Raw genomic sequence first — 11,809 nt, forward strand, 5'->3', positions numbered from 1 at the left:
GGACTAGGATCGGGGGGGGGGGAGCCATCACGCGACCGCTTGTGCGGGGGACACGGCTCCCACCCCGCTACCCCGCCGGGGGGGGGGCCCGGCGCCCGGGGCCCCCCCCCCCCCCGGGGGGGGGGGGGCCGCCGCGTGTGAAAACCCGGGCTCAGGAGAGCTGGGTGGGTACCGGACGGTTCCTGTCGAGCGAGGCGACACCGCCCGGAGTGAGTGCCTCGGTGAAGAGCTGTACGTCGGCCACCTTGCCGCTGGCGTACTCCCCGTAGCGGCCCTCTGCGATCCTGCGCCCGATCTGCAGTGGCCCGTTCGCGTTCCAGACCGTTCCCTCGTAGGAGGCGGTGGCGGCCAGGTCGCCGTTCACGTAGAGACGCAACTGCTGCGTGTCGGCGTCGAAGACGCCCACGAGGTGGAACCACGTGTTGGTCTTCGGGCTCTGTGCACCCGTGTCGGGCCCGTAGGCACTGGTGAAGTCTCCTGAGGTGTCGTCCGCGTGTGGAGTGACCCCCGAAATTCCGACACCTGGACGCTGGATGCTTCGTCATCCAGGGGAAGTGATCCAAGGTGGCAAAGCGGAAGAACTATCCCGAAGAGTTCAAGCGGGACGCGGTGGATCTGGTGCGCTCCTCGACAGACCGCTCCCTCACCGACATCGCCCACAGTCTGGGCGTTCATCTGGAGACCCTGCGAAAGTGGGTCCGCGACGACAAGGCCCGCACCCAGTCGACGGACGGCGGGGGTGATGCCGGTATGACCCCCGACGAGAATGAGGAACTCAAGCGTCTGCGGCGGGAGAACGCCCGGCTGAAGGAGGACAACGAGATCCTCCGGAAGGCTGCCGCCTATTTCGCGCGGGAGACGACACGGTGATCCGCTTCCGTTTCGTTGACGAGTACCGGAGCACCCACAAGGTGAAGCGGATGTGCGATGTTCTCGGCTGGGACCGCTCCGGCTACTACGCCTGGCACCAGAACAGAGGAGCGCGGCAGGAGAAGGCCGATGCGGAAGAAGATCTGGCCGGCAGCATCCGGGCGATCCACACAGATTCCCGGGGAGCCTACGGCGCCCGCCGGATCACTCAGAAGCTACGTGGTCAGGGGCACGTCGTGAACCGCAAACGCGTCGCGCGGATCATGCGGGAGCGTGAGATCGTCGGGATAACGCGCCGGAAGTCGCGGTCGCTGACGAAGCAGGACCGCACGGCGCCGCCTGCGCCGGATCTCATCCAACGGGACTTCACGGCGCCGATGCCGGGCCTGAAATTCGTCGGGGACATCACCTGTTTGCCGACGGCCGAGGGGTGGCTGTACCTGGCGACGGTAATCGATCTGTGTACACGGGAGGTCATGGGCTGGTCGATGGCCGACCACATGCGCGCGGAACTCGTCGCAGACGCAATCCGGATGGCCCATGCGGGCGGACACACGGCAGGCAACGCGATCTTCCACTCCGATCGCGGATCCAATACACCTCTCGCCAATTTCAGGAGGTCTTGGCCGAGTTGGATATCCGGCGAAGCGTCGGTCGTACCGGTTCGTGCTTCGATAACGCCGCCGCGGAGAGTTTCTTCGCCGTCCTGAAAACGGAGATCGGCACCACGGTCTGGGAGTCCCGGGCGCAGGCTCGACAGGACGTGTTCCGCTGGATCGCGGAACATTACAACCGGGAGCGGATCCACTCGACCATCGGCTACATCACGCCGTACCAGGCCAGGACCCGCTGTCACCAACGACTGGACCTCGCGGCATAAATCGTAAGTGTCGGGAGCCGAGGGGTCACTTCAGGTCCGGGTCGTCCCCGACGCCCCCTCTCCGAGGTCCCTGGGGCTCAAAGTCACCAAGAAGGTCGGTGCTGAAGACATCCAGATCTTCGGTACCGCGGACGCCATGGGGCTTCAGATGTTCACATCCGACGAGAAGTTCCTGCGGGGCGCGGAAGCGCAAGGAGTAGTGTTCGACGCCATTGTCCATCCGCCAAGTTCCTGGAAGGGGAAATGATGTTGGAGGACAACCCCGAGCTGGCGGAAGTCGTGCGGGAACTCGTCGAGATCTTTGCCGACGGCGTCGTCGAAGACGACTACTACCCCCTCCTGGTGATCCTTTCCGACGCGCTCTCGGAAAGGAATCTGGGAGTGGCCGTGCACGCGGCCTTCGGCCTAGATCCACACGTTGCTCGAAACGAAGCGGCCGATGCCTGCACAGGCAACAGGCCTTCCCGGCGAAGGATCGAGGACTTGCGAAGCCGCATGACGGCGAAAGGCTGGTCCATCGGCGAAGACGAGGACTGACGTGACGACGTGCCGGGAAATCGGGCACTGAGGTGACCTGACCGGCCGGGCGCCGCGGTCAACGCCGCGGCGCCCGGCCTCACCCATGCCGAGTTCATCGACGCCCACCCGGACGTACGTCGGCACGGTCAACTGCAGCCCGAAGTCCGAAGGCGCTGGCCTGACGCGAAATGACCCTTCGGAGAGGCATGGGACACCACTGTTGGAGCCTGACATAAGGGTCTGCCACTGCAGCAACATGTGGCTCCCGTCATGAAGGCAGCGGGTTTCACCAAGAAAGGTAGGGTCTTCCGGCTGGCGGCACCGAACGGCGATCACGCGCTCTTGGAGTTCGACACCCACGCGGTTGATCCGGAGAAATTCGTCTTCGATGTCACTTTCTTCATGGTTCCACTGCCGCACTGGGAGTTCGTGCAGCGCCAGCACGTTGACCCGGGCGTGCCGGACGCCAGCGGAGCCCTGGCGATTTGCCTGGTGGTGCTGCCGTCCGAGGTCGCCCATCAACCGGACGAGGAAATGCCGTTCCGGTCGCGCTGGGCGTTCACGGAACCGGAGACACGTGACGTCTGCGGGCAGCACTTGGCGTGTGTGCTGACCGACGAATCCATCCCACGGGTGGTTCGCCTTCTGAACCGCCGGGCTCTGCTGGAGGAGACTCGGACCAACCCGAACAACAATCTGCTGCGTCTGAGGGGAGCGCTCATGACCGAGATCATCCTGCGCATTGATGACGATCCGGTGGCGGACTTGACTGCTCTGCTGGACAGCGTCGAGGTCAACGAGTTGGAGAGGCTGATCCTCAATTGGGCGCGCCAGCGTCTCTCCCGGCGCGCGGCTGAGGGATAGCGAACGCTTCCCGCCCAGTGGGTACCTCCGTCCCCGGGGGTCTTTGGCTCCCGGGGACGCCGCACGTTGCAGGATCTCCCCCGGCATCCTGCAGCCGATCGGGGGATCGCGTCCCATTGGAGTGACCCCACCCAAGAATCGACACATGACCTACTACGCGGATTTATCGCTCTACGACTACGACTTCCACGCAAAGCCCGAGGGGCTCACGATGGGCTGGCTGGAGCACGGCTACGACTACGCCATCGACGAGGTCTCCGAGGAAGATCTCGCGAACATCATTGATCTCGGTCCGCTGCGGCAGCACAGGAGCAGGGGCTGGCACACGTGCACCCTCTGTCCGGAGTACGCGGAGCACACGGCGACCTCCGCACGGGCGGGCTTCAGGTACCGGCTCGGCCATGCCGAGATCCGGGCCGTCTCGGACGGCGGAGTGCTCTACGTCGCCCCGAACCTGATCATCCACTACATCGTCGACCACCTCTACGGACCACTTGCCGAGTTCATCGACGCCGTCCGGTCCGAAGTCCGAAGGCGCCGGCCCGACGAGCAATGACCCTGCAGCATGAGGGCTGCCAGTGGGCCGCGGGTCGAAGACCTGGAGCCAGTGACGGCTACTCCCCGTTTGAAACGCGACTACAACGGAGGCTGAGCTGATGACTGCCCGAGCCGCGTGGCTGGCTCTGCTGCCCGTCATGACCGGCGGCCGGCAGGGGCGATTGTCCTGTCCGCGTTGCGGTCACGCTGATCTGCATGCTCGCTACATCGTGGATCGTGAGACCTGTGTCGGGTGCTTGCTGATCTGGTGCGGCGTCTCTGCACGGCATTTCGGTCTCCCGGGTCCGGGCGCATGACGGAGCCGAAACTCGCTGGTTCGGCGACGCAGACGCTCTTGAGGGCGTGCCCGATTTCGTGCGTTGCGAGTGAGCTTGCGTCTGTCGGTTTGTCCGACGGTACGACCTACCTGACTGCGCTCAGCGCGTGGTCGTCGATGCCCCAGTCGGCACCGTGGCCGAGAGTACCGCCGTCGCCGAGGTGCCAGGTAGAGACGTCGCGGCCCCCGACCTGATGTGGCGTCACGAAAGTCAGCAATCGGTCAGTGTGAGTCCTGGAACACCTGGGGACAGCTGACCGAACATGCGAAACGTTGTAGCCTCCGAACATCGCCCTTGACCTGCAAAAAGCAGGCAGGGAGCAGACGAACCGGGAGTTTCTCCATGCTTCGCACCATGTTCAAGTCCAAGATCCACCGTGCCACCGTCACCCAGGCCGACCTGCACTACGTGGGATCGGTGACCATCGACGCCGACCTGCTCGACGCCGCGGACCTGCTGCCCGGCGAGCTCGTGCACATCGTCGACATCACCAACGGTGCGCGTCTGGAGACGTACGTCATCGAGGGGGAGCGCGGGTCGGGGGTGATCGGGATCAACGGGGCCGCCGCGCATCTCGTGCACCCCGGGGATCTGGTGATCATCATCAGCTACGCTCAGGTGACCGACGCCGAGGCGCGGGCGCTGGAGCCGCGGGTCGTGCACGTCGACCGCGACAACCGGATCGTGGCCCTGGGCGCGGACCCGTCCGAGCCGGTGCCGGGCTCGGAGCAGCAGCGCAGCCCGCAGGCCGTAACGGCCTGACCTACGCCATCAGGAGCGTGCCCATGACCGACATCGAGATCCGCGACGACCGGGCGGCGGGGCGCCTCGAGGCGGTGGGCGGCGGGGAAGTCGTCGGGCATGTCGAGTACTTCGTTCTCGACAGCCCCGCCCGGGCGCTCGTGCCCGTGCACACGATCGTGGAACCGGCCCACGAGGGGAAGGGCATCGCCGGCTCCCTCGCCCGCGAGCTCTACGCCATCGCCGAGCGCGAGGGCGTCACGGTGGCGCCGCTGTGCCCGTACGTCGTCAAGTGGGCCGAGCGGCACCCGGACGTCGCCCCGACGCCCGACCCGGAACTGCTGGGTGCCGCGAAGGCGTGGCTGGTGGCGAACCCGGGCCGGTTCTGAGGGAGGGGGACGGGTACGCGGGGGAGTAGTCCAGAGCCCACGTCGAGTGACCGGCCGGAGGACACCATGACGAACCCGTATCCCGACCCGGTCCGGCCCGGACCGACGCCGGGCCCGGACCCGCAGCACCCCGAACCGCCGCCGAACCCGGTCCCGCCCCCCGAGCCGTCCCCCGCCCCCGCGCCGCCCCCGGTCCCGGGGCCGAACCCGGTTCCGCAGCCGCCGCCCGAGCCGGGCGGCCCCCCGGAGCCCTCGCCGTCCCCGGTCCCGCCGGGCCCCGAGCCGGTTCCGGACCCCGAGCCGGGACCGCCGCTGAGCTGAGCCCAGCACAGGATGGGCGAACACGCCGGTGGGCGGCCACCCGGGCCGCCCACCCGTGCGTACGTCCTCCTGCCGGGAGGTTTACGCGGACACCTCCGACCGGTCCCCGCCCCACAGCGTGTGGAAGGAGCCGTCCCGGTCGACCCGCCGGTAGGTGTGCGCACCGAAGAAGTCCCGCTGGCCCTGGGTGAGCGCGGCGGGCAGCCGCTCGGCGCGCAGGGCGTCGTAGTACGCGAGGGCGGCGGCGAAGCCGGGGGTGGCCACACCCTGCCGGGTCGCGGAGACGAGCACCTCGCGCCAGTCGTCCTGGGCCGCCGCGATCTCCTGCGCGAAGGTCTCGTCCGACAGCAGGCTCGGCAGGTCGGGCCGGGCGTCGTACGCGGCACGGATGCGGTCCAGGAACGCCGCGCGGATGATGCAGCCGCCGCGCCAGATCGCGGAGACCGCGCCGAGGTCGATGTCCCAGCCGTACTCCGCGCGCGCCGCGTCGATCTCGTGGAAGCCCTGCGTGTACGACACGATCTTCGAGGCGTACAGCGCCTGCTCCACCCGGTCCGCGAAGGCCCCCGCCTCCGACTCGCTCAGCGCGGCCGGCTTCGGCCCGGCCAGGCCCCGCGAGGCCTCGCGCAGCGCCGCGTGCCCGGAGAGGGAACGGGCGAAGACCGCCTCGGCGATGCCGGAGACCGGGACACCGAGGTCAAGCGCGATCTGCACGGTCCAGCGGCCGGTGCCCTTCTGCTCGGCCTGGTCGACCACCACGTCCACGAACGGCTTGCCGGTGGCCTCGTCCACGTGGGACAGCACCTCGGCCGTGATCTCGATCAGGTACGAGTCCAGCCGCCCGGTGTTCCAGGTGCGGAAGATGTCCGCGATCTGCGCGGGGGAGTACCCGGCGACATCGCGCAGCAGCTGGTACGCCTCGCCGATCAGCTGCATGTCGGCGTACTCGATGCCGTTGTGCACCATCTTCACGAAGTGACCGGCGCCGTCCGGGCCGACGTGCGTGACGCAGGGCGCGCCGTCCGCCGCCTTGGCCGAGATCTTCTCCAGCATCGGGCCGAGCGAGTCGTACGACTCCTTCGGGCCGCCCGGCATGATGCTCGGCCCGTGCAGCGCGCCCTCCTCGCCGCCGGAGACGCCCATGCCGACGAAGTGGATGCCCTGCTCGCGCAGCGCCGCCTCCCGGCGGCGGGTGTCCGCGAAGTGCGCGTTGCCACCGTCGATGATCATGTCACCGGGCTCCAGGAGCGGGGCGAACTCCTCGATCACCGCGTCCGTCGGACCACCGGCCTTGACCATGATGACCAGCCGGCGCGGCCGCTCCAGTGCCGCCACGAACTCCTTGGCGGTCTCGGCCGCGATGAAGTCGCCCTCGTCCCCGAACTCCTCCACCAGGGCGTGCGTGCGCGACGCCGTCCGGTTGTGGAGCGCGACCGTGTAGCCGTTGCGCGCGAAGTTCCGGGCGAGGTTGCGGCCCATGACCGCGAGTCCCGTCACGCCGATCTGGGCTGAAGTGCTCATATCGCCTGCTCCCTAACTGCCTCGAAAGTACGGCCCCGCCAGTATTGCCCGGCAGTGGTACTGCGCCCATCCTGACGTGCCGCTTCGGCGAGCGCACATCCGACCCGCCAGGCTTGATTACGCACGGAAGGCGCTCCTCGCCTCAGTGGGTCTCCGGCCGATCGCACGCAGGCAGGGCAAACATGGCCGATTCCCGGCCACTTGGACGCCGCGGGCGGCTGATTGCCGTCTTGTCATGGCCTGTTCGCAGCGCTTACTTTTGCCGCTCCTGACGCATGGCTAGGGGGCTTGAGACATGGCCGTACGCGGCCGGCACCGCCGGTATCAGCCGAACAGGATCAACCGCGCCTCGCTCACCGTCACCGCGGGCGGCGCGGGCCTCGCCATCCCCCTCGTCGCCGCCGGCAGCGCCGACGCGGCCGACGCGGCCACCTGGAACAAGGTCGCCGCATGCGAGTCCAGCGGCGACTGGAGCATCAACACGGGCAACGGCTACTACGGCGGGCTCCAGTTCACCCAGTCCACCTGGGAGGCCTACGGAGGCACCGCGTACGCGGCCCGCGCCGACCTGGCCACCCGGGACCAGCAGATAGCCGTCGCCGAGAAGGTCCTCGACGGACAGGGGCCCGGCGCCTGGCCGGTGTGCTCGGTCCACGCCGGCCTCACCCGGGGCGGCGGCACGCCCGGTGTCCACCCGGACGGCGGCGCGACCCACCCGGCGAAGTCCACGCACAGCTCCGTCAAGGACGTCCAGCCGCAGACCACACCCCAGTCCCGGGCCGGCAAGGCCGAGATGTACACGGTGGTGCACGGCGACACGCTCTCCGAGATCGCCACCGACAAGCACGTGCAGGGCGGCTGGCAGCGGCTGTACGCCGGCAACCGTGCGACCATCGGATCCGATCCCGACCTGATCATCCCCGGGCAGCGGCTGAGCCTGCACGCCAAGGCGTCCCCGGCCACCGACACCCACACCCCGGCCAAGTCCGCGAAGAAGAAGGAGCCTTCGCAGAAGAAGGCGTCCACGCACCACGGCCACACCACGCACCGCACCCACTCCACGTCCACGAGCAGTCACTCGCTCGTCGCCCCCGTCGACGCCGCCATGGGCACGCCCTACCACGCCGCCGGTTCGCACTGGTCGAAGGGCTACCACACCGGCGTCGACTTCCTCGTACCCACCGGCACCTCCGTCAAGGCGGTCGCGGCCGGTCATGTGGTCGCCGCGGGCTGGGGCGGCTCGTACGGCTACCAGGTCGTGATCCGGCACTCCGACGGCCGCTACTCCCAGTACGCCCATCTGTCGGCCATCTCCGTGAAGGCCGGGCAGTCGGTGGGCGAGGGCCGGCGCATCGGCCGCTCGGGGGCCACCGGAAACGTCACGGGCCCGCATCTGCACTTCGAGGTGCGGACGGGGCCCGGTTTCGGTACGGACGTCGACCCGGTCGCCTATCTCCGGGCCGGCGGCGTCAGGATCTGACCCGCGCGCGGCGCCGTTCGAGCACCGGCAGCGGGACGTACACGCCCGCGTAGGGGGCCGGGATCAGGAGCGCGACGTCGTCGACCAGGCTCTCGACGTCGTCCGGGACGGTGTCCGGGACGACGGCGTCCGCGAGCACGGTGTCTGCCAGCACGGCGTCCGCCTGGGCCGCGTCGCCCAGGGGCTCCGCGGTGCGCTGCTGGGGGAACACCAGGGCAGCCTCGGCGGCCCGGTCGACCACGGGCTGCGGCACCAGCTCGGGTTCCGGGGACGGTTCCGGCGCGGCCACCGCCTCCGCCGCCGTCTCCCCGGCGTGCGGAGCGTGCTCCAGCCGCTCCGTCGTCAGCAGGATCAGGCCACCGGCCGCCACCACCCCGCAGCTCAGGGCGAGCGCGGTGCCCGTGGCGCCGTACCGGAAGGCTTCGCCGAACATCGTGATGCCGACCGCGGCGGCCAGCACCGGGTTGACCACTGTGAGCGTGGCGAGCGGCGCCGTGAGGCCGCCGCCGCGGTAGGCGGCCTGCGACAGCAGCACGCCCGCGACGGCGAAGACGCCGATCATCCCCAGCGAGGGCAGGTCCGACGCCGAGACCCCGGGGGTCCAGTCGACCGCGACGGTCTTGGTGAACACCGACGACATGCCGAAGGCTATGCCGGATCCGGTGGCGAGCAGCACGCTGCGCACCGCCGGGTGCCGGTGCGCGGCACGGCCGGCGATCATCAGCGCGACGACCGCCCCGCCGGTGACCAGTGCGACGCCGACCCGCTGGGCGGCGTCCAGCGCGTGGCCGTCGGCGGTGGTGCCGACGAGGGAGAGCAGGCCGGCCAGACCGAGGGTGGCCATGACGGCACCGCGCCAGGCGGCCGCCCCGGCCCTGCGGCCGACGAACAGGGCGGCCATGGGCAGTGCGAAGACGATGGTCAGCGCGCCCAGCGGCTGCACCAGGCTGAGCGGACCGTAGGCCAGCGCGACGACGTGCAGCACTCCGCCGAGGCCGTTCAGCGCGAGCGCCGCCCACCAACTCGGGCGGCGCATCGGCGCGTACTGCCCGTCGCGGCCGGACAGCGCCACCTGCTCCTGCACGATCGCCCCGCCCGCGTACGCGACGGCGGAGACGAACGACAGCAGCACGGACAACGCGAGGGCGCTCATCAGCGTCTCCTCTGCGTGGGGCGGGGGCCCGGGGCCCGGCGCGGCGAACGGTCGGCTTCCATGACGAACACTCTGCCCGCTCGGGTTGTTCCCGTCGTCGTCCCTGAGCAGGCAATGGGTCCTACTGCCGATGGAGTATTCGTGGGGCCCGATCCTCCCCAAGGTGGGCGACGCGGGGTGGATGCCGCCTCGACCGGGCCTGTACCGGCCCTGGTACTAATCTCGTCCGTGGACCTCGACCCCCAACTCGCCGCGCTCCGCCCGCTCGGCGGCTTCTTCGTCCTGCGCACGACCGCGGACACCGGCGCGACCCCGCCCGGCCCGCTGCCGACGCTCGCGCAGACCTACGCGGGCACCGCATCCCACCTGCGGCGAAGTGCCCTGACCGCGCGGGTCGAGACCGTCGCGGACCGGTTGCGCACCGCCGAGCCGCGGGTCGCCGCGTCGATCGCCCACCAGGGACTCGCGGCCCGCCTGTGGTCGGCGGCCCTCGGCTGCGCCGCCCTGTACGGCCGTCTCCCCGACCTGGATCCGGCGCTGCTGACCTGGGACTTCGCCGTGACCGCCCCCGACGACCTGTGGCTGACCGAGGTACGCCCGCTGCCGCCGGCCCCGTGCCCGACTCAGGCCGACGCGCTCGCGGACGCCGTACTGCACGGCCACCTCGAGCCCCTAGGGGACGCCCTAGGGGCCCGCTACGGGGTCGCGACGGGACTCCTGTGGGGCAACGCGGGCTCCGCGCTGGCCGGCGCGGCCCGCGGGCTCGACCGGTGGGCGCGGACGAACGGCCGTACGGACGTGGCCGACCGGGCCCGTACGCTCACCGCGGCCCTCTTCGCCCACCCCCTGCTGCGCACCACCGGCACCCTCACCGAGGCCGGCTTCCGGCGACGCAGCTGCTGCCTCTACTACCGGGTGCCGGGCGGCGGTGTCTGCGGTGACTGTTGTTTCCCACGACCGCCGCGCCCTTCCCCGCGCGCCGCATCTGGGTGACCATGGGAGTCCGGCCGTGTGAGACCAGGGAGTTGCCGGTGCGAGTGGGACTGCTGACCCGGGAGTACCCCCCGGACGTGTACGGCGGAGCGGGAGTCCACGTCGAATTCCTGGCCCGGGAGTTGCATCCCCTGGTCGACCTCGAGGTGCACTGCTGGGGCGAGGGCCGCGGGGTCGGCGTCGTACGCCACCGGCCGTGGTCCGTGCTGGACGGCGCCAACGACGCGCTGCGCACCTTCTCGGTGGACCTGGCCATGGCCGGCGCCCTTCAGGGCCGCGAACTCGTCCACTCCCACACCTGGTACGCCAACCTCGCGGGCCATGTCGCCAAGCTCCTGTACGGCGTCCCGCACGTGGTCACCGCCCACTCGCTGGAGCCGCTGCGCCCCTGGAAGGCCGAGCAGCTCGGCGGCGGATACGCCCTGTCCGGGTGGGCGGAGCGCACCGCGGTCGAGGCCGCCGACGCGGTGATCGCGGTGTCGGGCGCCATGCGCGAGGACATCCTCGGCTGCTACCCGGCGCTGGACCCGGCGCGCGTGCACATCGTGCACAACGGCATCGACACCACCCTGTACCGGCCGGATCACGGCACCGACGTGCTGCGCCGCCTCGGCCTCGACCCCGACCGGCCCTATGTGCTGTTCGTCGGCCGCATCACCCGGCAGAAGGGCGTGCCCCATCTGCTGCGCGCGGTCCGCGACATCGACCCCGCCGCTCAGGTCGTGCTGTGCGCGGGCGCGCCCGACACCCCGGAGATCGACCGGGAGTTCCGCGACCTGTTCCAGGAGCTCAGCCGGGTCCGCGCGGGCGTGCACTGGATCCCGCAGATGCTGCCGCGCGCGGAGGTGATCCAACTCCTCACGCACGCCGCCGTGTTCGTCTGCCCGTCGGTGTACGAACCACTCGGCATCGTCAACCTGGAGGCGATGGCCTGCGGTACGCCGGTCGTGGCCTCCAGGGTCGGCGGCATCCCCGAGGTGGTGGAGGACGGTGTGACCGGTCTCCTCGTGGCGGCCGACGACGACTTCGAGACGGGCCTCGCCCGCGCGCTGGACACCGTCCTCGGCGATCCTGAGGCGGCCCGGCGGATGGGCGAGGCCGGACGGGAGCGTGCGGTGGGCGAGTTCGGCTGGGACGCGGTGGCCCGGCGCACGGTCCGGCTGTACGAGGAGATCCTCAAGCAGGCTTAGCCCTCGGGGGCCG

At 70.1% G+C, this 11,809-nt stretch carries 15 protein-coding genes; 12 read left to right on the forward strand and 3 right to left on the reverse strand.

The genetic code is table 11. The features are described from left to right. Nucleotides 1–151: 151 nt before the first annotated feature. The gene (locus ACH45E_RS29725; protein ID WP_399041895.1) at nt 152–535 is read right to left on the reverse strand and encodes a LamG-like jellyroll fold domain-containing protein; all 384 of its coding nucleotides are present in this window, start codon (nt 533–535) and stop codon (nt 152–154) included. Between the two features lie 29 nt (nt 536–564). On the opposite strand from ACH45E_RS29725, the gene ACH45E_RS29730 reads away from it, so the two are divergent. From ACH45E_RS29730 to ACH45E_RS29770, 9 genes are all read left to right on the forward strand, one after another. Beyond that, nucleotides 565–870, forward strand: a complete 306-nt coding sequence (locus ACH45E_RS29730; protein WP_399041813.1) for a transposase — start codon at nt 565–567, stop codon at nt 868–870. Continuing rightward, nucleotides 867–1,580 carry an IS3 family transposase gene (locus ACH45E_RS29735; protein ID WP_399041816.1) on the forward strand — a complete coding sequence of 238 codons (714 nt, stop codon included), beginning with the start codon at nt 867–869 and terminating at the stop codon, nt 1,578–1,580. The genes ACH45E_RS29730 and ACH45E_RS29735 overlap by 4 nt, the downstream gene beginning before the upstream one ends. Then, nucleotides 1,502–1,750: an integrase core domain-containing protein gene (locus ACH45E_RS29740; RefSeq protein WP_399041897.1), complete on the forward strand. Its 249-nt coding sequence runs from the start codon at nt 1,502–1,504 to the stop codon at nt 1,748–1,750. The genes ACH45E_RS29735 and ACH45E_RS29740 overlap by 79 nt, the downstream gene beginning before the upstream one ends. 7 nt (nt 1,751–1,757) lie before the next feature. Then, entirely contained in the window at nt 1,758–1,997 is a 240-nt protein-coding gene (locus ACH45E_RS29745) for a DUF1308 domain-containing protein (RefSeq protein ID WP_361452278.1), read from the forward strand. Next, nucleotides 1,994–2,287 carry a hypothetical protein gene (locus tag ACH45E_RS29750; protein WP_361452281.1) on the forward strand — a complete coding sequence of 98 codons (294 nt, stop codon included), beginning with the start codon at nt 1,994–1,996 and terminating at the stop codon, nt 2,285–2,287. Before ACH45E_RS29745 ends, ACH45E_RS29750 begins: the two co-directional genes overlap by 4 nt. A gap of 252 nt (nt 2,288–2,539) precedes the next feature. After that, complete coding sequence (locus ACH45E_RS29755; RefSeq protein ID WP_361452284.1) at nt 2,540–3,133, forward strand: hypothetical protein; 594 nt, start codon at nt 2,540–2,542, stop codon at nt 3,131–3,133. Nucleotides 3,134–3,278: 145 nt separating this feature from the next. Beyond that, nucleotides 3,279–3,689: a hypothetical protein gene (locus tag ACH45E_RS29760; RefSeq protein ID WP_361452287.1), complete on the forward strand. Its 411-nt coding sequence runs from the start codon at nt 3,279–3,281 to the stop codon at nt 3,687–3,689. Nucleotides 3,690–4,350: 661 nt separating this feature from the next. Then, nucleotides 4,351–4,770: an aspartate 1-decarboxylase gene (gene panD / locus ACH45E_RS29765; RefSeq protein ID WP_361452290.1), complete on the forward strand. Its 420-nt coding sequence runs from the start codon at nt 4,351–4,353 to the stop codon at nt 4,768–4,770. A 23-nt stretch (nt 4,771–4,793) separates the two neighbouring features. Continuing rightward, nucleotides 4,794–5,138 (forward strand): GNAT family N-acetyltransferase, encoded by a 345-nt coding sequence (locus tag ACH45E_RS29770; protein WP_361452293.1) that lies wholly within the window; start codon nt 4,794–4,796, stop codon nt 5,136–5,138. 402 nt (nt 5,139–5,540) lie between these two features. On the opposite strand, the gene gndA is transcribed toward ACH45E_RS29770, so the two are convergent. Then, entirely contained in the window at nt 5,541–6,980 is a 1,440-nt protein-coding gene (gene gndA, locus ACH45E_RS29775; protein ID WP_361452296.1) for an NADP-dependent phosphogluconate dehydrogenase, read from the reverse strand. 295 nt (nt 6,981–7,275) lie between these two features. On the opposite strand from gndA, the gene ACH45E_RS29780 reads away from it, so the two are divergent. Then, entirely contained in the window at nt 7,276–8,460 is a 1,185-nt protein-coding gene (locus ACH45E_RS29780; RefSeq protein WP_361452299.1) for a transglycosylase family protein, read from the forward strand. Here the strand turns inward: ACH45E_RS29780 and ACH45E_RS29785 are convergent. Beyond that, nucleotides 8,450–9,613 (reverse strand): DMT family transporter, encoded by a 1,164-nt coding sequence (locus ACH45E_RS29785; RefSeq protein WP_361452302.1) that lies wholly within the window; start codon nt 9,611–9,613, stop codon nt 8,450–8,452. The genes ACH45E_RS29780 and ACH45E_RS29785 overlap by 11 nt on opposite strands. Before the next feature lie 228 nt (nt 9,614–9,841). Here ACH45E_RS29785 and ACH45E_RS29790 point away from each other — a divergent pair, with 228 nt between their 5' ends. Together ACH45E_RS29790 and glgA are read left to right on the forward strand one after the other, a co-directional pair. Then, nucleotides 9,842–10,606 (forward strand): (2Fe-2S)-binding protein, encoded by a 765-nt coding sequence (locus tag ACH45E_RS29790; RefSeq protein ID WP_361452658.1) that lies wholly within the window; start codon nt 9,842–9,844, stop codon nt 10,604–10,606. A 38-nt stretch (nt 10,607–10,644) separates the two neighbouring features. Further along, complete coding sequence (gene glgA / locus ACH45E_RS29795) at nt 10,645–11,796, forward strand: glycogen synthase (RefSeq protein ID WP_361452305.1); 1,152 nt, start codon at nt 10,645–10,647, stop codon at nt 11,794–11,796. The last annotated feature ends 13 nt before the right edge of the window (nt 11,797–11,809 follow it).

Origin of the sequence: Streptomyces sp. NPDC020299 (assembly GCF_044387825.1) — a bacterium.
Classification (GTDB): domain Bacteria; phylum Actinomycetota; class Actinomycetes; order Streptomycetales; family Streptomycetaceae; genus Streptomyces.

Excerpts from the sequence above, each read along its gene's own strand:
- ACH45E_RS29750 (WP_361452281.1), top strand. The coding sequence starts at position 1,994 with ATGATGTTGGAGGACAACCCCGAGCTGGCGGAAGTCGTGCGGGAACTC.
- ACH45E_RS29755 (WP_361452284.1), top strand. The coding sequence starts at position 2,540 with ATGAAGGCAGCGGGTTTCACCAAGAAAGGTAGGGTCTTCCGGCTGGCG.
- ACH45E_RS29760 (WP_361452287.1), top strand. The coding sequence starts at position 3,279 with ATGACCTACTACGCGGATTTATCGCTCTACGACTACGACTTCCACGCA.
- panD (WP_361452290.1), top strand. The coding sequence starts at position 4,351 with ATGCTTCGCACCATGTTCAAGTCCAAGATCCACCGTGCCACCGTCACC.
- ACH45E_RS29770 (WP_361452293.1), top strand. The coding sequence starts at position 4,794 with ATGACCGACATCGAGATCCGCGACGACCGGGCGGCGGGGCGCCTCGAG.
- gndA (WP_361452296.1), bottom strand. The coding sequence starts at position 6,980 with ATGAGCACTTCAGCCCAGATCGGCGTGACGGGACTCGCGGTCATGGGC.
- ACH45E_RS29780 (WP_361452299.1), top strand. The coding sequence starts at position 7,276 with ATGGCCGTACGCGGCCGGCACCGCCGGTATCAGCCGAACAGGATCAAC.
- ACH45E_RS29785 (WP_361452302.1), bottom strand. The coding sequence starts at position 9,613 with ATGAGCGCCCTCGCGTTGTCCGTGCTGCTGTCGTTCGTCTCCGCCGTC.